General features: G+C 65.4%; 23 protein-coding genes and 3 pseudogenes. 12 read left to right on the top strand and 14 right to left on the bottom strand.

The features are described 5' to 3' along the window. Positions 1-45: 45 nt before the first annotated feature. The 3 genes and pseudogenes from A5780_RS24185 to A5780_RS43215 all read left to right on the top strand — a co-directional run. Positions 46-1,137: a tyrosine-type recombinase/integrase gene (locus A5780_RS24185; protein ID WP_062965763.1), complete on the top strand. Its 1,092-nt coding sequence runs from the start codon at positions 46-48 to the stop codon at positions 1,135-1,137. Further along, the gene (locus tag A5780_RS24190; RefSeq protein WP_062965764.1) at positions 1,103-3,028 is read left to right on the top strand and encodes a tyrosine-type recombinase/integrase; all 1,926 of its coding nucleotides are present in this window, start codon (positions 1,103-1,105) and stop codon (positions 3,026-3,028) included. The genes A5780_RS24185 and A5780_RS24190 overlap by 35 nt, the downstream gene beginning before the upstream one ends. A 62-nt stretch (positions 3,029-3,090) precedes the next feature. Further along, a pseudogene (locus A5780_RS43215) lies at positions 3,091-3,288 on the top strand (IS3 family transposase); the annotation flags it as partial. Positions 3,289-3,418: 130 nt separating this feature from the next. Here A5780_RS43215 and A5780_RS24195 read toward each other — a convergent pair. Then, positions 3,419-3,877 (bottom strand): class I SAM-dependent methyltransferase, encoded by a 459-nt coding sequence (locus A5780_RS24195; protein ID WP_064909689.1) that lies wholly within the window; start codon positions 3,875-3,877, stop codon positions 3,419-3,421. 28 nt (positions 3,878-3,905) lie between these two features. Between A5780_RS24195 and A5780_RS24200 the strand changes: the two genes are divergently transcribed. The 4 genes and pseudogenes from A5780_RS24200 (at position 3,906) to A5780_RS24215 (ending at position 7,223) form a co-directional block, all read left to right on the top strand. After that, positions 3,906-4,334 carry a MerR family transcriptional regulator gene (locus A5780_RS24200; protein WP_062965766.1) on the top strand — a complete coding sequence of 143 codons (429 nt, stop codon included), beginning with the start codon at positions 3,906-3,908 and terminating at the stop codon, positions 4,332-4,334. Positions 4,335-4,651: 317 nt separating this feature from the next. Further along, positions 4,652-5,573, top strand: a pseudogene (locus A5780_RS43220) (ATP-binding cassette domain-containing protein). Next, a complete protein-coding gene (locus tag A5780_RS24210) occupies positions 5,563-6,879 on the top strand; it encodes a hypothetical protein (RefSeq protein ID WP_156769641.1) in 1,317 nt (438 codons plus the stop codon). Before A5780_RS43220 ends, A5780_RS24210 begins: the two are co-directional and overlap by 11 nt. Further along, positions 6,876-7,223 (top strand): hypothetical protein, encoded by a 348-nt coding sequence (locus A5780_RS24215; protein WP_062965768.1) that lies wholly within the window; start codon positions 6,876-6,878, stop codon positions 7,221-7,223. The genes A5780_RS24210 and A5780_RS24215 overlap by 4 nt, the downstream gene beginning before the upstream one ends. Before the next feature lie 85 nt (positions 7,224-7,308). On the opposite strand, the gene A5780_RS24220 is transcribed toward A5780_RS24215, so the two are convergent. The 6 genes from A5780_RS24220 to A5780_RS24240 all read right to left on the bottom strand — a co-directional run bounded on the left by A5780_RS24220 (position 7,309) and on the right by A5780_RS24240 (position 11,407). Further along, positions 7,309-7,884, bottom strand: coding sequence for a hypothetical protein (locus tag A5780_RS24220; protein WP_062965769.1), 576 nt, complete (start codon positions 7,882-7,884; stop codon positions 7,309-7,311). Between the two features lie 7 nt (positions 7,885-7,891). Further along, positions 7,892-8,806, bottom strand: a complete 915-nt coding sequence (gene htpX / locus A5780_RS24225) for a zinc metalloprotease HtpX (RefSeq protein ID WP_062965770.1) — start codon at positions 8,804-8,806, stop codon at positions 7,892-7,894. A 5-nt stretch (positions 8,807-8,811) separates the two neighbouring features. Next, positions 8,812-9,090: a hypothetical protein gene (locus A5780_RS24230; RefSeq protein WP_062965771.1), complete on the bottom strand. Its 279-nt coding sequence runs from the start codon at positions 9,088-9,090 to the stop codon at positions 8,812-8,814. Beyond that, on the bottom strand, positions 9,087-9,809 hold the full coding sequence (locus tag A5780_RS24235; RefSeq protein WP_062965772.1) for a PspA/IM30 family protein: 723 nt from the start codon (positions 9,807-9,809) through the stop codon (positions 9,087-9,089). The genes A5780_RS24230 and A5780_RS24235 overlap by 4 nt, the downstream gene beginning before the upstream one ends. Before the next feature lie 665 nt (positions 9,810-10,474). Further along, complete coding sequence (locus A5780_RS40220; RefSeq protein ID WP_156769642.1) at positions 10,475-10,825, bottom strand: hypothetical protein; 351 nt, start codon at positions 10,823-10,825, stop codon at positions 10,475-10,477. A gap of 12 nt (positions 10,826-10,837) precedes the next feature. Then, positions 10,838-11,407: a TetR/AcrR family transcriptional regulator gene (locus tag A5780_RS24240; protein WP_062965774.1), complete on the bottom strand. Its 570-nt coding sequence runs from the start codon at positions 11,405-11,407 to the stop codon at positions 10,838-10,840. 114 nt (positions 11,408-11,521) lie between these two features. Here A5780_RS24240 and A5780_RS24245 point away from each other — a divergent pair, with 114 nt between their 5' ends. Together A5780_RS24245 and A5780_RS24250 are read left to right on the top strand one after the other, a co-directional pair. Beyond that, positions 11,522-12,124 carry a class I SAM-dependent methyltransferase gene (locus A5780_RS24245; protein WP_062965775.1) on the top strand — a complete coding sequence of 201 codons (603 nt, stop codon included), beginning with the start codon at positions 11,522-11,524 and terminating at the stop codon, positions 12,122-12,124. Between the two features lie 6 nt (positions 12,125-12,130). Beyond that, positions 12,131-12,499, top strand: coding sequence for a DUF2218 domain-containing protein (locus A5780_RS24250; RefSeq protein WP_082976689.1), 369 nt, complete (start codon positions 12,131-12,133; stop codon positions 12,497-12,499). A gap of 263 nt (positions 12,500-12,762) precedes the next feature. Here the strand turns inward: A5780_RS24250 and A5780_RS24260 are convergent, their stop codons facing one another. The 4 genes from A5780_RS24260 to A5780_RS24270 form a co-directional block, all read right to left on the bottom strand. Then, on the bottom strand, positions 12,763-13,383 hold the full coding sequence (locus A5780_RS24260; RefSeq protein ID WP_062965778.1) for a class I SAM-dependent methyltransferase: 621 nt from the start codon (positions 13,381-13,383) through the stop codon (positions 12,763-12,765). 422 nt (positions 13,384-13,805) lie between these two features. Then, positions 13,806-16,061, bottom strand: coding sequence for a cation-translocating P-type ATPase (locus tag A5780_RS24265; RefSeq protein ID WP_062965779.1), 2,256 nt, complete (start codon positions 16,059-16,061; stop codon positions 13,806-13,808). Positions 16,062-16,109: 48 nt separating this feature from the next. Beyond that, positions 16,110-16,262, bottom strand: a complete 153-nt coding sequence (locus A5780_RS41280; RefSeq protein WP_167355034.1) for a hypothetical protein — start codon at positions 16,260-16,262, stop codon at positions 16,110-16,112. Between the two features lie 45 nt (positions 16,263-16,307). Then, entirely contained in the window at positions 16,308-16,514 is a 207-nt protein-coding gene (locus A5780_RS24270) for a heavy-metal-associated domain-containing protein (RefSeq protein WP_062965780.1), read from the bottom strand. Between the two features lie 173 nt (positions 16,515-16,687). Here A5780_RS24270 and A5780_RS24275 point away from each other — a divergent pair. Both A5780_RS24275 and A5780_RS24280 read left to right on the top strand, forming a co-directional pair. After that, positions 16,688-17,280, top strand: a pseudogene (locus tag A5780_RS24275) (TlpA family protein disulfide reductase). A 51-nt stretch (positions 17,281-17,331) separates the two neighbouring features. Beyond that, a complete protein-coding gene (locus A5780_RS24280; RefSeq protein WP_063917713.1) occupies positions 17,332-18,042 on the top strand; it encodes a hypothetical protein in 711 nt (236 codons plus the stop codon). Positions 18,043-18,148: 106 nt separating this feature from the next. On the opposite strand, the gene A5780_RS24285 is transcribed toward A5780_RS24280, so the two are convergent. The 3 genes from A5780_RS24285 to A5780_RS24295 all read right to left on the bottom strand — a co-directional run bounded on the left by A5780_RS24285 (position 18,149) and on the right by A5780_RS24295 (position 21,527). Beyond that, positions 18,149-18,793, bottom strand: a complete 645-nt coding sequence (locus A5780_RS24285) for a hypothetical protein (RefSeq protein ID WP_062965782.1) — start codon at positions 18,791-18,793, stop codon at positions 18,149-18,151. 362 nt (positions 18,794-19,155) lie between these two features. Beyond that, complete coding sequence (lgt, locus tag A5780_RS24290; protein ID WP_231983070.1) at positions 19,156-19,959, bottom strand: prolipoprotein diacylglyceryl transferase; 804 nt, start codon at positions 19,957-19,959, stop codon at positions 19,156-19,158. Positions 19,960-20,078: 119 nt separating this feature from the next. Continuing rightward, positions 20,079-21,527: a hypothetical protein gene (locus A5780_RS24295; RefSeq protein WP_156769643.1), complete on the bottom strand. Its 1,449-nt coding sequence runs from the start codon at positions 21,525-21,527 to the stop codon at positions 20,079-20,081. Between the two features lie 35 nt (positions 21,528-21,562). Between A5780_RS24295 and A5780_RS24300 the strand changes: the two genes are divergently transcribed. Continuing rightward, positions 21,563-22,180 carry a TetR/AcrR family transcriptional regulator gene (locus A5780_RS24300; RefSeq protein WP_062965785.1) on the top strand — a complete coding sequence of 206 codons (618 nt, stop codon included), beginning with the start codon at positions 21,563-21,565 and terminating at the stop codon, positions 22,178-22,180. Positions 22,181-22,271 lie beyond the last annotated feature (91 nt).

Raw genomic sequence — 22,271 nt, forward strand, 5'->3', positions numbered from 1 at the left:
TTCGTGTGACTGCGTGTCGGCTGAGCCGGAGTAGACCTGTCGGGCATGAGCACGGACAACCGTGATCGACTGCGCCTGGAACACGAGGACGGGCGATGGTTTCTGGCCGGACCGGGTGCCGATGGTCTGGGCCTGGTCGACGAGTATCTGGGTTATCTGGCTGATCGCAACTATTCACCGAAGACGTTGCGGGCCTATGGGTTCGATCTGGTGATGTTCGGACGGTGGCTACTCGGCGAAGGACTGTCGATCGAGGATGTGACCACGGCGGTGCTGCTGCGGTTTCTGGCTGCGTGCCGGGCCGCGAGGTTGCCGGGTCGGCCGGGTCCGAACGTGGTGGATCTGGCGGGCCGACGGCTGGACGGGTATGCCGCGGCGACGGTGAACCGGCGGCTGGTGGCGGTGTCGGGGTTGTTCGCCTTCCGCGCGATGCGCGACCCGACGTTGCGGAGTCCGGTGCCGAAAGGTCTTGACGCGCAACGATTCGTCCCGGGCGAGAAGACCGGATTGCTGGCGCATCTGGTGCGTAAACCGCGCCCACGATCGGCACTGCGGTTGCGGGAACCACGCCGGCTGCCCAGGCCGTTGGCGGTGTCGGAGGCGGCTCGGCTGCTGGGGAGTCTGCGGACTTGGCGTGACCGCGCGATCGCCGGGCTCATGCTCTACTGCGGGTTGCGGTCGTGTGAGGTGCTGGCCTTGGAGATCGCCGATGTCGATATCGGCCGCGGCTGGATCCGGGTCTGGGGCAAGGGCGCCAAAGAACGCGCCGTCCCGCTCGACGCGGATCTGGCGCGCGTGATCCAGGACTATCTGCTCACCGAACGTCCCGAATCACGCTCTGCACGTTTGTTTCTGGTCGCGAAGGGCCCGAACCGGGGACAACCACTCACCGCGGCCGGGTTGCGGACGATATTTCGTTACCACCGGCAGCTTTCGGGTGTCACGGCCGGGCATCCGCACGCGTTGCGGCATTCGTTCGGCACCGCCCTGGCCGAAGCCGGGGTCGATCTGTCGGTGATGCAGGCACTGCTCGGGCACACCCACGTCGACACCACCACCCGCTACATCTACTTGGCGCCCAAGAGGGTGAAGGAGGAATTCGATGCCGCTCGCGCACGTATTCGCCGCCAGGAGTGACGCCGACGACATCTACCACCTCTATCTGGCCGAACTGGCCCGCAGCGGCCGCGGCAGCGCCCCCTACTACAGTTCGGCCCGCACATTCATGCAGCAATGGCCGCACCCGCAGGACTGGGCCCATGAGCCGCTCGAGGTCCGACTGTCGGCGAACTCGTCGACACGGCCGTTCATCACCTTCCTGATGCTGCACAACCTGCTGCGTCCCGGCTACGACTATCTGCTCGAACGCAAGATCTCCAGCCTCTGGCGCGAGATAGACGCCTCCCCGATCGGCGGCGATCTCGCCGAATTCCTCACCACCGCACACAGACTCGGATTCACCCAAAGAGTCCGCACCGCGACCGGGTCCCAGGCGCCGGCGCGGCTGCTGATCCAGACCGGCCGCCGCTTGCACCAGCTCACCGTCGCCGATCTCGACGAGTTCGCCGACGCCTGCCGGATGCGCCAGGCCCGCACCGGCAAGGGCTGGCACCACTACAAAGCCGCCCTCGCCAACACGCACCTGGTGTTGTTCCACCTCGGGGTCCTGCCCGAACCACCACGCCCCGGCGGGCCCTGGGACTTCGCGGTCCGCCTCGACGGCATCACCCCGGCCATCGCCGCAGCGATGATCGACTACCTGAACGCGAAACGCGGCACCTGCACCCGCCACACCGTCTCCAGCATGGCCACCCGGCTCACCGGGTTCGGCCGGTTCCTCACCGACCTCGACCCCACCCTGACCCGGCTGGCGCAGCTGGACCGCCGCCGCCACATCGAGCCTTGGCTGGCCAGCCTGCCCGACGCGGTGAACAGCAAGACCGGTGCACCGATCGGCGTCGCCGACCATGCCCGCCGCGTCGTCGCGGTCAACACCTTCCTCACCGAGATCACCGAATGGGGATGGAACGACGCACCGAGCCGGAAACTGTTGTTCCGCAACGACGTTCCCCGCCTCCCCAAACCGCTGCCACGCTACATCCCGGTCGACGCCGACCGGCGGCTCACCGACGCTCTGCGTTGCAGCGAACACGAACTCGCCGCCTCAGCGTTGCTGCTGGCACCGGCTTGCGGACTCCGGATCGGGGAACTACTCGACCTCGAAATCGACTGCGTCCACGAGATTCCCGGCGAGGGAGCCTGGCTGAAAGTCCCGCTCGGCAAACTCGACACCGAACGGATGGTCCCCCTCGACGAGGAAGCCGTCGAACTCGTCGACCGGATCATCGAAATCCGCAGCCCCGGACAGCCATTGACCCATCCCCGCACCGGGAAACCGGCCCAGTTCCTGTTCACCCACCACGGCAGCCGGCTCGCACAGCAAGGCGTCCGCCTCGAACTCGACCGCGCCGCGGCCGCCGCCAGGATCGGGCACGTCACCCCGCACCAACTGCGCCACACCTACGCCACCGCCCTGGTCAACGCCGGCGTCTCACTGCAATCGCTGATGGCGTTACTCGGGCACGTCTCCGCGCAAATGAGCCTGCGTTACGGGAAACTGTTCGACACCACCGTCCGCACCGAATACGAACGCGCCCTCACCCTCGCCAAAGACCACCTCGCCGCGCTGCCGACCACCCCCGCCGGCACCAAAGCGCTACCGCTGACTGACATCACCGGCAGCAAAGACTGGACCGACACACCAACTCTGAAATCCCGTCTCGCTGGCGGTTTCTGCCTACGCGCACCCGCCCAAGGCGCCTGCCCCTACGCCAACATCTGCGAACACTGCCCGAACTTCCGCACCGACGCCACCTACCTGCCCATCCTCGCCGCCCAACGCACCGACGCCCGAAAACTCGCCGAAGACGCCCAACGCCGCGGCTGGATCACCGAAGCCGACCGCCACCACAAACTCATCGCCCGACTCGACGCCACCATCACCGACATCCAGAAATCAGCCGGATAACCCGGAAACCCCCTCCGACGAAGCAAGATCAGCTCAGATTAGCCGGATAATGCTGGGACAACGCCGGTGCCGAGAGCCTGTGGTCGAGTTTCAAGCACGAGTGCTACTACAGACACACCTTCGCTACAAAGAGCGAACTCATTGCCGCAGTTGACAACTGGATGCATTTCTACAACCATCAGCGGCGACACTCGGCCATCGGGATGCTCTCACCCATCGACTACGAGAGATCCCTCAACGCTGCCCCTGAAGCAAGCTAACTGCGTCCACTTTTTCAGGGCAACCCCACCGCGACATCGACGAAACCGTTGTCCAGCAACACATTCCGGTAACCGCGGGCGATGCGGGGATTGACGATGGCGCTTGCCCTGGCCGTCACAATCGTACGAGTCACCCCCGGGTCGTCGGAGTCGATGATGAACGATTCCCAGTCCTGCCCGACCAACACGACACGTCCCCAGGAGCCAGCACTCGCCGGGCTTCGGTGAGCGCGGCGGCAGGCTCGGCGAGCTCGTGAAACACCTTGTCTGCGCGGTAACCGTCCATCGAGAAATCCTGCAGCGGCAACGCGGTAGCGTCGGCGCACCGAAAGTCGTTACCGGGCCAGCGATCCCGCGCCGCTGCGAGCATCTGTTCACTGAGGTCGACCCCGACCACACGCATCCCGCGCTGCGACAGTTCCGCCGCGGCCCGGCCGGTGCCGCACCCCACGTCGACCACGGCCGCACCCGCCGACAAGCGCTGCAGATCATAGGAGGTAGCACGCAGTGCGCTGGCGCTGGGCAAGGTTTCGGAGGCATCCAGCAATCGGATCAGGGAAGGCTCGCTGGTGTTGTGTGGTGTGGACATACCAGCGATGCTGCGACTTAATGTCGACATGAAGTCAAGTAGCCGCAACCTCGGCATCGGAGACGCCGCAGCCGTTTTCGGGCTCGCCACACACGTGTTGCGGCACTGGGAGTCGCTGGGGCTGGTGACACCTGCCCGCGACAGCGCGGGACGTCGCCGGTACCACGACGACGACATCTTCCGCATCGCGGTCATCCTGTGCGCGAAGGAAGCCGGGCTGGGCCTCGACGCCATCGCAGAGATGATCACCGCCACGGCGCTCAATACTCGACGCGAAATCCTGCACCGCCACCGTGACCAACTCGCCGCCACAATCACCGCCGCCCAGACCGCACTGGCGATCGTCGACGGCGCGCTGCGCTGCGAACACGACGACTTCACCACCTGTCCACACTTCCGCGCCACCGTGGCCGACCGCATCAGCATCACCCCTGTCCGCCATATCCCGGCACGGTGAAAAACAGCGGGATCGATCCGCTCCGAGGGCGTGGATGAGGGGCCGAACTGATCCTGGATCCGGCGCCGGGGGCGATGCAGATGGCGGGATGGAACGGACTCGGAAGCCGATGCCTTCCCCAAAGGCGCTCGAACCGAACGTGACGAACAGCACGGCGCTCAAACCGGCCGACAAGGCCATTACATGGACGCCGGACGCCACCACGATTAGCGACTCAAGTCCCTGCCATCGCACTGCCGATCCGGACGACGATCAGTAGAAGCGGAAGATCCGACCTGGTGTTTCGGGTAGCCCACTGCTGAAAGGAAGGCCGGACGATGGAGATCGCGATTCAGGCCGAGGGGCTGTCCAAACGGTTCGGGAATCTCATCGCGCTGGCGGCGTTGAACTTGGAAGTCCGCCGCGGCGAAGTGCTGGGCTATCTGGGGCCGAACGGGGCGGGCAAGACAGTGACGATCCGGCTGCTTTTGGGCATGCTCCATCCGAGTGCCGGCCAAGCGCAGATTTTTGGTTGTGACGTGCGCCGCTGCGCTCCCCAAGTCCACCGCCGCCTCGCGTACGTGGGAGGAGAAACCAATCTGTGGCCCGGGTTGACCGGAGAAGAAACGCTGCACCTGCTCGGCCGCGTGCAGTCCCGCGTCGATGCCGATTACCGCGACGAGCTGATCGAACGGTTCGCCCTCGATCCATCGAAGCGGGTGCGGCAGCTACTCCAAGGGCAATCGGCAGAAGGTCGCGTTGATCGCGGCCTTGATGAGCCGAGCGGATCTGCTGGTACTCGACGAGCCGTCGACCGGACTGGACCCGCTGATGGAGCGCGAGTTCCGCGCCTGCGTGGCCGAAGCGAAAACGAACGAGCAGACGGTGTTTCTTTCCTCGCACATTCTCAGTGAGGTCGAATCGCTGGCCGATCGGGTAGCGATCCTGCGCAGCGGGCGTCTGGTGGAAATCGGAACGCTGGCCGACATGCGGCATCTGGCGGCGCTGTCGATCGAGGCCACCTTCACCGGGACGCCGCCGAATCTTCCCAGGTTCCCGGTGTCAGCGGCATCGAGGTCGACGGTAACCGCGTGCGGCTACATGCCCGTGGCCCGGTCGAACCGCTGCTGGAACGGCTCACCGCCGCTCGGGTGACACAGCTGCTCAGTCGTGAGCCCCTCCCTCGAGGAGCTGTTCCTCGAACGCTACGGCACCGAATCGACCGCCACGACCGAGGAGGCAGTCTCCCATGGCCGTTGAATCCCTGGTATCTGGGCAACGGAATACCTGCCAAATTCCCTTGGCCCCCGAACGAGTCTCGGCCCGGGTGCCGATGTGGCTGGCCGCCCGCAGCACAATCGGGGGAGCGGTGATCTGGGAGGCGGTGTTCGGTGTGGTCACCTGGTTGGAGGTGATCCAATTCGCCAAGGAGTACCCGACGGCCGCGGACCGGGCGCGCCTGGTCGCGATGATGGGCACCAACATCGGCATCACAGCACTGTTCGGACCCTCACCCGACATCGATACTCCGGCCGGATATGCCGCCACGCACGCGGTCGGCGTGCTGGGAATCATCGGCGCGGCGTGGGGGCTGCTGGCCGCCACCCGCGCGCTACGCGGTGAAGAGGACTCCGGCCGCTGGGAGGTGCTGCTCGCCGGTGCGACCACACCCCGTCGTGCGGCGGCAGCCGCACTGGCCGGCCTCGGCATCGCGTGGCTGACGCTCTGGGCGGTCACAGCGGCGATCTACGCTGCGACCGGGCGTTACCATGATGCTCGATTCTCGGTTGCCACAGCGCTTTTCGCGGCTGCGGCTACAGCTGCCGCGGCGGCGGTATTCCTCGCAGTCGGGGCGCTGTGCAGCCAGCTGGCGAGCACTCGCAGGCAGGCGGCCGCGCTGGCGGGAGCAGTGTTCGGCATGGCCTACCTGGTCCGAGTCATTGCCTACAGCTCGACCTCACTGCGCTGGCTGCGCTGGGCCACCCCCTTGGGCTGGGTCGATGAGACTCATCCATTCATTCGCAGCCACTGGCCACCGCTGCTGGCCATCGCCGCCACCGTCACCGTGTTGGTGGTGGCGACGATCGCGGTCGCCGGCGCCCGCGACCTCAACACCGGAATCCTGCCCGGCCGCGACACCGCCCCGGCCCATACCCGACTGCTTACCGGCACAACGGGACTGGCGTATCGGCTTGAGCGAGGCACCGTGCTCGGGTGGGGCGTGGGGCTCGCGGTCGGCGGCTTCGTCGTCGGACTCATCGCCAAGGGCTCCGCCGACATCTGGGCCAACCAGACCGGCGGCCTGTTCGTCGCCATCGCGCACGCTCGAGGAGGTGCGGTGTATCTCGGTGTCTCCTTCACGATCATCGCCTTCCTGATCGCAATGACCGCCGCGGACAGGTCAACGCAACCCGCGAAGAGGAAGCGACCGGCCGCATCGATCACCTCCTCGCCCGACCGGTTGCCCGGACGCCGTGGCTGGCACAACGATTCGTCGTATCCGTCACAGTCCTGGCCGGACTCGGAACAACCGCCGGCGTCTTCGTCTGGGCCGGGACCGCCGTGACCAACGCCGGATTGAGCTTCGGTACCTTGCTGGCCGCCGGTATCAACGTCATCCCTGTCGGCATCCTCGTCCTGGGCATCGGAACCCTCGCACACGGACTGCTGCCACGATTCGCAGGCTTCGTCACCTACACAGTTGTCGCCTGGTCGTTCCTGCTCGAAATCATCGGCGCCAGCCTCGGCCTGAACCACTGGCTGCTGGAACTGTCGGTACTCCACCATGTATCCCGTGCGCCGGCCGAAGCGGTGACCTGGAACACCGGTGCCGTGCTCACAGCCGTCGGTATCGCGGCAGCGGCCGCCGGAGCCTACGCATTCTCCCGCCGGGATCTGCAAGATTCCTGACCGCGGAACCTGCGGCCGTCGTCCGCCCCTTCCCGGAACGGCGTCTGGGCCACATCGATGACCGGAATCACTCACGCAGGCGACCTCAGGGCACGGGCGCATCCCACAGTGGAAACCAGTGCTCGAGTTCGGCTTCGATGGGGAGTTCGCCGGAAAGCGCCGCGCGGACCTGCAATTCAAAGGTGTTGTCGCGGCGTTGCTCCCCGGAGGGCGCGAACGGGTAGATGGTGCCCCGTTTGAACAGGTAAACCAGCCCGAGCCGGTGTGGCGGAGCGTCAGCGGTGGCGAAGCCGATGACGGTACACAGCAAGTTCGGGCCGAAACCGTTGTCGGACAGAGTGGAATTGACAGCGTGCAGCGCGGTCACCAACGCGGACAGGTCGGCAATGTCCTGTCGGCAGGTGATCCAGGTGTAGCCGAATCCGTCGGTCGTCACCGCCACCGCGGTGGTCGGCTCGAGGTGCAGCAGAGCGAGGATCTCCGCCTCGGACTGTCGTGCGCCGGCGCCCTCGGCCTGCTTGAAGCACACAGCCCCGGCCCCGGTTGGATGGACATCGAGTGCGGCTTGCAGGGTGTAGGCAGCGGGTGGAATGGCGAACAATACATCGAGATTCGGCTGCACCGGTTTGCTGCGGCCCAGCAGCGCGTCGAGGAACCCCATCCCGGTCTCAGCTTTCCTGCCCGAGTTCGGTAGCCAGCGTACCGAGCTGGTCCAGTCGCTGCTGAAGGCTCGGATGGGTGGACAACAGCGTCGACCAGGTGGCCCCGGCACCCAGCGCGGGGGCGAAGAAGAACGCATTGAACGGCTGTTCGGTGCGCAGGTCGCGACTGGGAATGCGGCCGATGTCCCCGCTGATCTTGGTCAGCGCCGAAGCCAGCTCGGACGGGCGCCCGGTGAGGATCGCGCCGGCTCGGTCGGCGGCCAGCTCGCGATACCGGGACAGCGCTCGGATCAGCAGGAAACTGATCGCGTAGACGGCCGCGGACACCGCCATCACGGCCAGGACGACGAGAAACAAGTTGTCGCCATCACGGCGATCACGACCGCCGCCACCGAACATCGCGGAGTACAGCGTGAACCGTGCGATGAGGCCCGCGAGCACGCCCATGAACGACGCTGTGGTCATCACCACCACATCCCGGTGGGCGATGTGCGAAAGCTCGTGCGACAGAACACCATCGAGCTCATCGGCGTCGAGCCGCTGCAGCAGGCCGGTGGTGACCGCGACGACCGCGCGGCGCGGACGGCGACCGGTGGCGAACGCGTTGGGCATATCGAGATCCGCGATGGCGACCTGCGGTTTGGGCATATTCGCGGTCGCGCAGAGCCGATCGATGATGCCGTGCAACTGCGGTGCCTCCTCAGCCGTGACTACACGCGCCCGCATCGCATACAGAGCGATCCGATCGGAGAACCAGAACTGCGCGAACAGCAGCCCACCTACGATCACCACGACCACCACGACCGACTTGATCAACACCACCAGCGCCGCGATGAACACGACATAGAGCAAGCCGAGCAAGAACATGGTCAACCCCATTCGGGCCGTGAGCCGATGATCCGGCCGGAAACGAGTACGCATACCGATTATCCCGGAATCAGTCCGTCGTCGCGCAGCATCGCGCGCACCTCGGACAACGGCATATCCGCACTGGGAAGAACCAGCTCCGAGGCGACCAGCGCGTCGTCGGCTACCGGGGTGGCAAGATCGCGGACAGCGGCCAGCATCCGACCCAGGACCAGCGAAAACCCGGAGTCGTCTCCCGCGTCGGCTGCCTGCAACAGCTCGTCGTCCAGTTCGTTGAGGTCGGGAAGGCGGGCGTCATCGAGACTGTACTGACCTTCACCGAGAATACGAACAATCATGATTGCGGCCTCTCCTGCGGATTCGCCTCGATCGCCGGCGTGAGTGTGCTCTTCAGTTGAGCCAGCTCGGCATCGACATCGCTACCACGGCTCGCATCGAGCGCGGCCTGGATATCGTCACGCTGCCCGACCGGAGCAGTGGCATCCTCCAACGCGCCGGAGGCGATCAACTCGTCCAGCGCTTGCGAGCGCGAACTCATCTGCGCGGTCTTGTCCTCGGCGCGCTGGATCGCCAGCCCGACATCACCCATCTCCTCCGAGATGCCGGTAACAGCCTCGCTGATCTTGGTCTGCGCCTCAGCGGCCGTGTATGTGGCCTTGATCGTCTCCTTGCGGGTCCGGAACGCCTCCACCTTCGCCTGCAACCGTTGCGAGGCGGTGGTGAGCTTGGCCTCCTGGGCCGCCAAGTCCTCGTATTGCGGCCACAGCTGCTCGATCTGGGCAAGGGTCGCCGCACGCCGTGTCAGCGCCTCTCGGGCCAGGTCGTCGCGTCCCTGGGTGACGGCCTGCTGGGCCTGGCTCTGCAGACGGCCGGCGGACTGATGGAGTTGGCTTTCCTGCAATTCGATGCGTTTGCGGCTGGTCGCGACATCAGCCAGCCCACGCCGCACCTGCGCGAGCATCTCCAACTGACGCTGATACGAGTAGTCGAGCACCTCACGGGGGTCCTCGGTGCGATCGAGCAGCTTGTTGGTCTTGACCCGGAACAACAAGGCCATACGTCGAGCGATACTCACTTCTCGTCACTTCCTCACATGTAGGAGCCGCTGCCTTCACTGTCGTCGCCCACCGGGCTCGCTGCCAGGGACCTACGGCCCAATTTCGCCGGTCCATCAGTCGAGCTAGCTGGGACCGTAGGTGCGGACTTTCTCGAGGCTTTCCGCGAATTGCGAGGCAATAGCCTCCACACGATCGCCCTACTGACGTGCGTGGTCGAAGCCGAGCTATCAGGCAAGGGAACAAGGACCGCGGAAACGCCCTTAAGACACGGGTGACAGGCATCGACCTGCTGCGAGGGCGTCCTCACCCTAGCCACGCTGTATGGGGAGGAGACAGCCCGAGAGACTGGGCGGGGGCTGCTGCACGATCGGGTGACAGTTTGACCTCTCCGTGCAGCAGCCCCGCGGTCTTCTTTCGACGCGCGCCTTGCTCGCGGTGCGCTCCGTCGGGACATTGTTCCCGGAGGGTGCCTATCGGCCCTGACGGCCGGCGCTCGCTCTACTCGGGCAGCCTGCAGCAAGGTAGTAGGCCCACCCTCACTGGGCAATCTGCGCCCATCGCGCGGCCGTACCCGGGTGGATTCCAAGGAGGTCACTAACCACCGCCGGCGGCAGCTCGGCGATGATGGTCATCATCGCGGTGTTGCGTGCACAAGGCTGGGCAGTCAGTTGTCGGTGAGCGACTGGCGCAGAGAACGGGTGTGGCGGGGTCGGGTCGGCGGTTTACCCGGAAAGAGGTAGGGGATCAGTGCACCGGCGACCCGGCTGTCGAGCGGCAGACTTTCCTCGGTGAGGCAGCGCCGCAGCTGGTTCTGGTAATCCTCGAATTCCTGGAACTCCTTGGCCGGCCCGATAGCTGGCTGACGTGCCCGGGAGGCGAGGGAACTGGATGGGCCTCGATCACGGCTCCACCGTAAGAATGCGCTCAGCGGTTCCAGGCGGCAATCGCCGGCCTCCGCTGATAGCGAGGAAGCATCCACGCGCTCGTAACGCGCACCAGCGATCGACTCTCGCACAGGAAACTACTGTCATGCGGGGCGTAGCCCGGCGATGGTGATCGCGACCAGATCCGGCACCACGCCACCGCTCAATTCAGCGGCCGCCGCCAGGGCGTTCAAACAATAGGCAGCCAGCACATCGGGGTCGACATCATCGCGAAGTTCGCCTGTTTCCACGCCTTCAACGATCAGGTGCCGAACCAGATTCTGTAACTGCTTGTGCGCGTTCGCGATTCGATCGTCGGGGTGTAGAAATGTCACCACTTCCCGGTCGTGACTGCGGGTTTGGTGGGCGATATCGGCGTACGCGGTCAGCACGGCCTGCAGCCGTGCGCTCGGGCTGCCGGCGCCGTCACGTACGCGAACGAGCTCCGCGATGTGGGTATCGATGCGCTGGGCGTGCCAGGTGCGCAGGATCGTCTCCACATCGGGGAAATACTTGTACAGCGTCGCCCGGCCGATCCCGGCCCGTTCGGCGATCTGCGCCATGGTCACCGACCGAAGCCCCTGCGCGAACACCAGTTCCGCGGCAGCATCGAGCACCGCATTGCGCACCTGCGCGCGATGCGCATCGATCGTGTCGTCCCACAACTTCGGCACCGTTGAACCATACACTGCAACCCGAATAGATACACTGCCTCTTGACTATAGACGTGATGTCTCGATAAATTGGCGTGTGGCTCACCCCGCACGACCTCGAACGCCAGGAGTCTCATGTCGAACCCGAATCACGCCTCGCCCGCATCCCCCCGCGATCTCTACGACTCCAAACCTCCATGGGACATCGACCGCCCACAACCGGCCTTCGCGCGACTGGCATCCGCCGGTACATTCAGCGGACGTGTGCTCGATATCGGTTGCGGCACAGGCGAGCACGCTCTTCTCGCCGCCGGTCTGGGTCTGGAAGCAACCGGAGTCGACCAATCCGTTCGCGCCTTGGGACATGCCGAGCGCAAGGCCCGCGAACGCGGAATCGAGGCCCGCTTCCTGCACCATGACGCCCTCGCGCTGGCCGAGCTCGGCGAAACCTTCGACACCGTCCTCGATTGCGGGCTGTTCCACATATTCCCGCCCGAAACCCGCTCGGCTTACGCCCAGAGTCTCGCCGCGGTGCTGTCGCCCGGCGGGCAATACTTCATGCTCGGATTCAGCGATAAGCAGCCGGGCGACTGGGGCCCGCACCGACTCACTCGCACCGACATCGAGACCGCGTTCGCCGACGGCTGGCGAATCGACTCCCTCGCCCCGGCCGTCATCGACATCCGCACCGACCCGGCCGGTGTTGCAGCGTGGCTGGCCGCGATCACTAGGAAGTGATACAGCATGCCAACCATCCGAGCCTGCATTCCCACCGACCGGGGACCCCGGTACTTGCAGCAATTCTGCACCCACGCCTACGCGATGGCATCACCGCGAGCCCACCGAATGCGTTTGCACCGCAACGATATCGCCGACGTCCGTCTGAGCGTCGAGACCGCAGACAACGACGCCATGGTCCAATTCGCCCCGTGGGGGACCTGCACTCTGCATGCCGACGCGGGCACACTCACCGTTCGCATCAATGCCGCCGATCCGCCAGCGCTGCAACGAATCCGGGACATCGTCGCCCGAGACCTCGAGCGTTTCGGACGTGGGAGCATCCGAATCGTATGGACCGAAATCGCCGATACGGAAGGCTCGCCGCCATCATGAAATTCGCCCACACCACTGACTTCGGCCGGCGGTCCCCGGGTCGCGGATGGGTTCTCATTGCCATCGCGGTCGCGGTCGCGGTCGCGCTGGTCGTGCACGTCGGCGCGGCCGGCTATGCGGTAACCCACTGGCGGTGGACGCTATCTCTTTCTCTGATTCTAGTGGTCGCTGGAAAAGCCTTGCTGTTCTTACTGTTTCGCGCCCGCCGCAAACGGCTTCGATAGGCCGACAAATCGAGCAGGCAGGGGTCCGGCGCCTACCTGTCACCGCTTCCGGGCGACAACCCGTTCTACGAGTCCCAGACGGAAGCGTTCTGCGTGTTCGACCTCGAAGCCGGTCGCGCGGACGGTGTCGATGGGGCGGCGCAGAAAGTGCTCGCCCGCCAGCGGCACGGTGACTGTTTCGAGGACGCGCTGCACCCACCGTGCCGGGCGAGAACTGCTGGCAACATGGTCCACCAGGATGAGCTGTCCACCCGGCCGCAGGACTCGCCGCATCTCGGCGATCGCCTTGGCGCTGTCGGGGATCGCGCACAAGCCGAAGGTGCACACGACGGTGTCGAACGTGCTGTCCGGAAATGACAAAGCGTGCGCGTCGCCTTCCTGGAGCGTGGTGTCAGGCCGGACCTCCTCGGCGCGTTTTCGAGCAATGGCGAGCATCTGCGCGCTGAGGTCGACACCGGTGAGCCGCACCGTGTCCGGATAGAAGGGCAGGTTCAGACCGGTGCCGACCGCAACTTCGAGCACATCGCCTCGGGCCCGGCCGCAGGCCCAGGCCCGGGAGTCACCGAAGACGTGCCGGTCCCAGAAGCCCATCTCCCGGTCGTAGGAGCGGGACTTCTTGTCCCAGTATCGGTGCCATCGGTCGGTACGTCTGGATTCCATCGCTGCTCCTTACCTACCCTTCGCGACTCGAAGTAGGCGTCTCGCACAGAGGGGCGCAGCCCGTCGGCTTTGGTACCGGCTCGCTCTGCGCGTCGTGGTACGCACTTACAGCTCACCAGGAAATTGGTCGATCCGAAATGGGGGATCTCCCTGATAGTCGGGCCCGCAGTCGAAGTATGCGGTCAGCCGTCATCCGTGCCCGGTCTCTGCCGCAGATCATTACCTTCCGGTTTTCGGAGTCGCCCGTTTCGATCGAAGCGCCTCCTGCACAGCGCCCAGGGCACAGCCCGCAAGGCATCGGACGACCGAGCGGCTTATCGGGTGCTGCGCCAGTCGCCGAGTGCCGGTGATGATCGACATGTGCTGTCCTCCAAACGATTCGGACGGGACAGCAGAATGCTGTCCCGCCCGGTTCCTACTGTTCAGTTGGCGGTGGAGCGGAAGTTGCGCAGCCGCAGGCTGTTGCTGACCACGAAGACCGACGAGAACGCCATCGCCGCGCCGGCGATCATCGGGTTCAGCAGCCCGGCGGCGGCCAGCGGAAGAGCCGCCACGTTGTAGGCGAAGGCCCAGAACAGGTTGCCCTTGATGGTGCCGAGCGTCCTGCGGGACAGGCGAATCGCGTCGGCCGCTGCCCGCAGGTCACCGCGGACCAGGGTGAGGTCGCTGGCCTCGATGGCCACGTCGGTGCCGGTACCCATGGCCAAGCCCAGATCCGCCTGAGCCAGCGCGGCCGCGTCGTTGACACCGTCGCCGACCATCGCGACCACCTTGCCCTCGGCTTGCAGCTTCTTCACCACATCGACCTTGTCCTGCGGCAGCACCTCGGCGATCACCTGGTCAATACCGACCTCGTCGGCGATCGCCCGAGCGGCGGCGTCGTTGTCACCGGTGAGCATGATCGGTGTCAACCCGAGTGCCTTCAGTTGTGAAATCGCCTCGGCCGAGGTCGGTTTCACCGCATCAGCCACCACCAGCACACCGCGCGCGGCACCGTCCCAGCCCACCGCGACCGCGGTCTTACCGTCGGCTTCGGCGGCACTCATCGCCGCCTCCAGGGCGGCATCCAGATGCTGTGACCAGTCGGCCAGCAGTTGCCGACGGCCGACGATAACCGCGTGGCCGTCGACCACACCCTGCACCCCGAGACCTTCGATGTTGGTGAATCCCTCCACCGCGGGCAGGTCGCCGACCTTCTCACGCGCACCCTTGGCGATCGCCTGCGCGATCGGGTGCTCCGACGAATCCTCCAGTGCGCCCGCCAGTTCCAGCAGCCGACCGGTGTCCTCGCCGTCCGCGGTGACGACATCGAGCAGAGTCAACTTCCCGGTGGTCACCGTGCCGGTCTTGTCCAGCACGACCGTGTCGACGCGACGGGTCGATTCCAGCACCTCGGGCCCCTTGATGAGGATGCCCAACTGGGCGCCGCGACCGGTACCGACCATCAACGCGGTCGGGGTCGCCAGACCCAGCGCGCACGGGCAGGCGATGATCAACACCGCCACCGCCGCGGTGAACGCCGCCGCCACCGAACCGCCGGTACCCAGCCAGAACCCGAGCGTGGCCACCGCCAGCGCGATCACGATCGGCACGAAAACACCCGAGATCTTGTCGGCCAGACGCTGCGCGGCTGCCTTACCGGTCTGTGCGTCCTCGACCAGCTTCGCCATCTGCGCCAACTGTGTGTCGGCGCCGATTCGTATGGCACGCACCACGATTCGCCCACCGACATTGACCGTGGCACCTACCACCGCATCGTCGGGACCGACCTCGACCGGAACGGATTCGCCGGTCAACATCGAGGCGTCCACCGCCGAGGACCCCTCGGCCACCATGCCGTCGGTGGCGATCTTCTCCCCCGGCCGCACGACGAACAGGTCCCCAACCCTCAGCTGGTCGACCGGTATCCGCTGCTCGGTACCGTCCCGAAGCACAGACACTTCTTTGGCACCCAGTTCGAGCAGTGCGCGCAACGCCGCACCGGCGCGGCGCTTGGAGCGTGCTTCGAAGTAGCGGCCGGCGAGGATGAAGGTGGTCACGCCGGCGGCGGCTTCCAGATAGATGTTGCCGGTGCCGTCGGCCCGCGCGATCGTGAACTCGAAGGCGTGGCGCATACCGGGCATCCCCGCGGTACCCCAGAACAGGGCGTACAGCGACCAGCCCAGCGCGGCCAGTGTGCCGATCGAGATCAGGGTGTCCATCGTCGCGGTGGCATGGCGAAGATTCGCCCACGCCGCGCGATGGAACGGCCAGGCGCCCCACACCACCACCGGCGCGGCCAGCGTCAACGACAGCCACTGCCAGTTGGTGAACTGCAGCGCCGGCACCATCGCCATAGCGATCACCGGGACTGTGAGGACCAGCGAAATCAGCAGACGCTGCCGCAGGGAGGCGACCGGATCCGCCTCGGGAACACCGTCCGACTCGGTCTCGGCTACCGTCGGCGCGGGCAGGGCGGCGGTGTAGCCGGCCTGCTCGACGGTCGAGATCAGCTCCTCGGGCGTGACAGCGCCGTCGAACTCCACGCGCGCCTTTTCCGTCGCGTAGTTCACCGACGCGGTGACCCCGTCGAGTTTGTTGAGCTTCTTCTCGATGCGGTTGGCGCACGAAGCGCAGGTCATCCCACCGATTTCCAACTCGATCCGATGTTGTGTGGGCGGCTGAGTCGTGGTGCCCATCGTTGTTCCCATCTGTGCGGCTGCCCTCGTGGGGCGGTGGATGAACTGTCAGTTCCCGTGCCCGGCATGACCGGACATGACGGCGGGTGTGGCGTGGTCCGCGGCGGGAGCCGGGCCCAGCACGGCGCCCGCTCCCATCGCGAGAGCGAACACCGCCGCCAGACCGACGACGAATGCGGAGAATTTGGCGGTGGCGGTCATCTGCGTACTCCCGATTTCCTTGCGCTGCCGACAATCTCGCTCGACTCAGTCGGCGAGCTGGTATCCCGCTTCGTCGATGGCCTCGGCGATCCGGACGCGATCGACCGGTTCGGCGCTGTCGATATCGACGCGTCCGCTGGCCAGGTCGACGGCTACATCGGTGACGCCGGGAATCTTGCCGACCTCCTCGCGGACGGAGGCCACGCAGTGGCTGCAGGTCATACCGGTGACGGTGACGGTCGTGGTGCTCATTGTCATTCCCTTCCTTGCCTGTCGAACGATTTTTACCATACCCCCCTAGGGTATTTTGTCAAGCGGTTCCGGCCGACACCCACCGGGCCCACATCTGCCTCCTCGGCTTGTTGAACTACTATCTATGTACCTAAATAGTAAGTACGGAGATGTCACGGAACACGGAGAACGCGGTGCCGAACCGATTACGACGCCTCGCCGCACTGGCAACGCTGGCTTCGGTCGTCACGGTTGCGGCGTGCGGGCGCAGTACGGACGCTGTCGCGCAGGGGGCAGCTTCGACTTCGTTTCGCCCGGCGGTAAGATCGAGATCTTCTACGATCCGCCGGCTTCCCGTGGCACCATCGGGGATCTGACCGGTCCGGCGCTCATGACCAGCGACACGATCCACCTGGCCGACTACGCCGGCAAGGTAGTCGTCATCAACATTTGGGGTTCATGGTGTGGACCGTGCCGCACAGAGACACCGGGCTTGGAGCAGGTCTTCAACGAGACGCGCCAACAGGGCGTGCAGTTCCTCGGCATCGACGTACGCGACAGCCGTTCGGCCGCACAGGATTTCGTCACCGACTTCCATGTCCGCTATCCGTCGATCTTCGATCCGTCGATGCGCAGCCTGCTGGCGCTGGGCAGCCACTACCCGACCAGTGTCGTGCCCACGACAATCGTGCTGGACCGCCGGCACCGTGTCGCCGCGGTCTACCTCAAAGCCCTGCTGCCGGACGATATCCGCCCGGAAGTCCAGCGATTGACCACCGAGCGGTGAGGCCATCAACGACCCCTCCCTGCCCCCGCGCACCAACCACACGGAGCCCCGATGACAGGTAACAAGACCCCTCGACCCAACCTCAACCGCGCGACGAGCAAAGCCCTCGGCGGCAAACGAAACGATCGCGGAACTCTGCTGCTTTGGATAGGCGCGGTAGCAGTCGTTGTGGCGTTGATCGTCGCGATCGCGGTCACCGTGGTTCGGGGCGCGGACAACAAGAAGCACGAAAACGCGGCAGTGGGATTGAACAATCCGGCCGCAGCGACCGCGACCGGCGCCGCCTCCGCACCACCGTGGGCGGCGCCCACCGACGCGACCGGCGCCGTCCGGCGTGCGGGCCTGCCGATGCTGGCCGAAGAGGGCGCCGTCGAACACATCCACATTCACCTCGACGTTCTCGTCGACGGCAAACCTGTCGCAGTGCCCGCGAACATCGGCGTCGACCGTTCAACCGGCAAAATGAGCCCACTGCATTCCCACGACAACAGCGGAGTGGTGCACATCGAGTCGCCTGTGCAACGCAAATACAGCCTGGGCGAGTTGTTCAGCGAGTGGAGTGTGAGCCTGTCCGAGGGCAACATCGGCGCGCTGCGCGCTGCGGACGGCCAAGCGCTGCACGCTTATGTCGACGGCCAACTGCGCCAAGGCAATCCGGCCGCGATCACGTTCAACGAGCACGATGAGGTCGCCCTCGTCTACGGACCGGCGGACTCCAAGACGACGCCCCCTTCGAGCTACAGCTTCGGCAACGGCGAGTGATCCCTCCGGCTCACCGCGCACTGTCGCACCCCTGAGTTGTGCGCGAACACCCGAATGGGGCGGTCCGCATTCGGGTCGCCCCATTCGGGTTTGTGCTACGCGAGGATCAGGGAGCAGCCGGAGCGTTGAGCCGGTTGAAGTACTCGATGGCGACCAGCACCCCGGAGACGCCGCCGACGGCAACCAAACCGGCCGCCGCACCCAGCGGTGCTCCCAGCGCCGCGCCGGTGAGACAGCCGCCGATCGCCCCGGGGACGATCAGGAACGGGGTGCCGAGGGCCGCACCGAGCAGACATCCGCCACCGATCCCGATGGCGGTGCCGACGAGGGTGCCGATACTGGTGGCGATACCGAACTCGTTGTAGGCGGCCTGCAGCGCCGAATCCTCGTCCGCCTGGCTCGCCACATCGTGCAGCATCGGGGCGGGGTGGGCGGCAGCGGGGTTCGTGCTGGGCGTCAAAGTGGCCCGGTTGCCCTCGATGTGAGCCGCGATCGGGTATTCCAGACCGTCGCGGAGGTAGCTGAGCGGGAATCCGGCGACGACCTTGCCGTGGTTGTCGCGTACCTGGAATTGATCGCCTTCAGCCGCCAGTGATCCCGCATCGGTCTGGACCACCACGGATTTGTCGATAACGTTTGCCGTGTAGTGGATGTCGGGGTTGTCGGCAGGAGCTGCCATGCCCGTGCCGGTGGAGATTCCCAGCGCGGCAATGACCAGCGCCGATGTTGCGGCGAACTTGGTGAACTTCATTTTCCAGATCCACTTTCTGTCTGCGACACCGTTTGACCGACGTCAGAGTTCGAGATCGAAACTCTCAAAAAGGGTGCGGGGCAACGATTACGGCCATGTAACAAACGATGTAAACAAGCCACCAAGAAAGTGCCAGCAATGTTAACGATGTGAAAATTCGGACATCGTCGCTGCACGCCCTCTCGGAGGGCGGACGGCCCGGCTTCCACACGCCGGATTGATCTGTCACTTCACCCGAAGGGAAGGAGGCATCACGAAGTGACGAATCCGCTGTACACGCAGATTCGCTTGGGATGCACAAATATTCGGGACCGCAGAGTGTGTTCGACGCTGCCGGGTCGGTTGATGTCGCCTCACCCGGTTCACACGGAGGAAGACGTATCCTCCTGCGCCTCTGCGCGGCGGCGCCGCCAGGTGGCAACGACAAGAATGGTGGTTGCCACAGCGAATACGAGGATCGATGTCCAGTCGTTCAGCCGAAGCCCGAAGAAGTGATTGGCATGATCGACACGCAGCGCTTCGATCAGGCCGCGACCGACCGTGTAAGACGCAACATACAGCGTAAACAGGAGACCGACGCCCAGCGGTCGGCCACGTCGTCGGGTTCTGCGTTCCACCCACAGAAGCAAAATGGCGACGCCGATATCCCAGATGCTCTCGTAAAGGAATGTGGGGTGATAAAGCCCGATATCGGCAGTGTCGTCGGGCCGGCGTGCGGGATCGATTTCGAGGGCCCACGGCAATGTGGTCGGACGGCCGAACAGTTCTTGGTTGAAGTAATTCCCCCAGCGGCCGACGGCTTGGGCCAGAGCCAGACCGGGCGCAAGCGCGTCACCCAACTCCAGCAGCGCGATCTTGCGACGCCGGCAACCGATCCATGCCCCCACAGCACCGAGGACGACCGCACCCCAGATGCCGAGACCACCGTCCCAGATGTAGAACGCCTTCATCGGGTCGCGCCCCGCACCGAAGTACAGTTCGGGATCGGTGAGAACGTGATAGAGCCGCCCACCGACAATCCCGAAGGGCACCGCCCAGATCGCGATGTCGATGATGTCGTCGGGATCGTGTCCGCGGGCCGCCCACCGTTTGCGAGTCAGCCAGATGGCGACGACAATTCCGGCGATGATGCACAGTGCGTAGGCGCGAACAGGAAACGGCCCCACGTGCCAAACACCCCGAGACGGGCTGGGCAGATACGCCAGTAGCACGGATTTCCTCACTGCTGTTACTACCTGTGTACGTACTATAGTACATAGTAACCAGCATCCGGTCCGGCTGGAGTTCAGGCCCGTGCGCCGGCAGTTGCGCTGGGGCGCCCGGTACGTACGACGACGATGACGCCAGCCGTCATCAATGCGGCCGCGAGCGCGTATATCGCGGTCCCGGACACGATTTCGATGGTCCGAGTGGACGCGGTGGATCCGGCCGGTCGATACAGGTCGCGTACTTCGGAAACCATGCTGGACCGGTCGGCGGGCAAGGGCAGCCACACCTCGACATCGCCTGCACGCCTGTGCAATTCGGCATAGACGAACCAACGGCCCGCTCCGTCGACCTGGACCGATCCGTCATAGGAACACGGGCCCGACGCGCGCAACGGCGCTGTCACGACGCGACCGGCACGGCGAGCGACAATGCTGCTCGCACTCGTGCCGTCACAGGACCCGATCGGCGCAACCGTCAGCGACAGGTGGCCGTTCCCATCCGAGGTGCCGATCACGGCGGCCGTGCCGGCGGATTCACCCTCCCCCGGGTCGTGCGCCGACGCCGCCGGTGTACCCGACATCGCGAACCCACCGGCAAACAAAGCAACCACGGTCACCGCCACCACCCTCCCCTGACGCATGTTCGCCAATAGCACGACAGCGAAAACAGCGACAGCGACGACCGCGAGCGGAGCCACCGTGGCGGCGGGGCGATCGGCTACTCCGGTTGCAGCCGAGATCCATGCCAGGGCGGAGATCGCCGCGGCCGCACCGGTATACCGCAATACCGAATTTCGCCACCGAAGGTCGAGCACGCACAAACCCAGCACCGCAAGCGGAATCTCCGGCGTACTGCGTCCCAGTAAGAGCAGGACGACGGTGATGACCAGTCGGACCACGAAATAGATCCCGACCGTCATCGTCAACGACGCGGCCACGGGAAGCGCGGCGCGAGCGACCGCGCCCGCGACCAGCGCGGCCGCAAGCAATACCGGCAGATAGTAGGCCTCCGAGAACTGCGGCACGTCGGTCTCGTATTCGAGTACCGCTGTCATGAGACCGCCCAGCAACAGCGCGGCCAGCATGGCCTCCACCACGCCATACCTGCTCGGCCGCACCCCCGCGATGATGCCGAGAACCATTGCGGCAGAAGCGAAGACAACCAGCATGTGCGGCGCGCTCCACAACACCGCGTCTCGACCGAACGTCGAGTGCCACGCCGCGTCCAGCGGGGCGGCCGCCAGCGTCGCGGCTCCGCCGAGCGCGGCGACCACCAATGGGGCGAAGCGCAGCGCGGAACGGATCGAACGCGTGCTCACGAGCACCCGACCCGCCCAGAACAGCACGACCGCCCCGGCGACAGCGACCGAACCGTACAACCACAGATGGGGCGGGATCATCGCGCTATCCCGGCCCAGATCGGTATGCCACGCATCGTCCCAATACGTCGCCGTCAGGGAAGCGAACCCCGCGATCGCGATGACCGCACCACACCAGGAAGAAAGTCTGAGACTATCGATGCTCATAGTTGAGACGTTCATGTCTCAACTATGATGCGTATATGTCACAGAGTCAAGAGGTAGTGATAGGCAGTGATCTCATCGATGCGACCGAGGCTGCCGTGGGCCGGTGGGGTCTGGGCGAGCTGACCTTGGAGCGAGTGGCGTCCGAGGCGGGCATGTCGCGAGCGACGATTTATCGGCGAGGCGTGACGCGCGAGGACCTGGTGGCTGCATTGACCTCCCGCGCCGCCGACACCTTCCGCGACGAGATCTGGCCCGCCCTCACAAGTTCCGGGACGGCGGCCCAGCGGCTTCGAGCCGCGCTGGAGGCGATGTGCAGGACTGCCGACAAACATCTACCCGTGCTCGCCGGAATGTTCCTCGCACACGGCGAGGTCTTTCACAAACCCGGCCCGGACGCGCTCGTCGTGGATGTTTTCGCCGAACCCTTCGAACGACTACTGCGTGACGGCGTCGCCGACGGAAGCCTGCGCGACGTGCCACCGACCACCACGGCGACCGTGCTGTTCAACACGGTCGGCTGGGGCTACATCCACCTGCGAGCCGGACACGACTGGGATCCCGCAACCGCACGTCGGGCAGTACTCGATCTGGTCTTGACGGGCCTGTTACCAGGAACTACCGAAGCGGCGGCTGCGGCAACCGAAAGGCCATGACGTCGACGGGAAGCTGAGACGGACAACTACACCCGCGCACGGTACGACGATCGGGAAGCGCGATCCGCGAGGAAGGGCCGCGCGACCCGAT

This window comes from Nocardia sp. 852002-20019_SCH5090214 (assembly GCF_001665865.1).
Lineage (GTDB): Bacteria > Actinomycetota > Actinomycetes > Mycobacteriales > Mycobacteriaceae > Nocardia > Nocardia nova.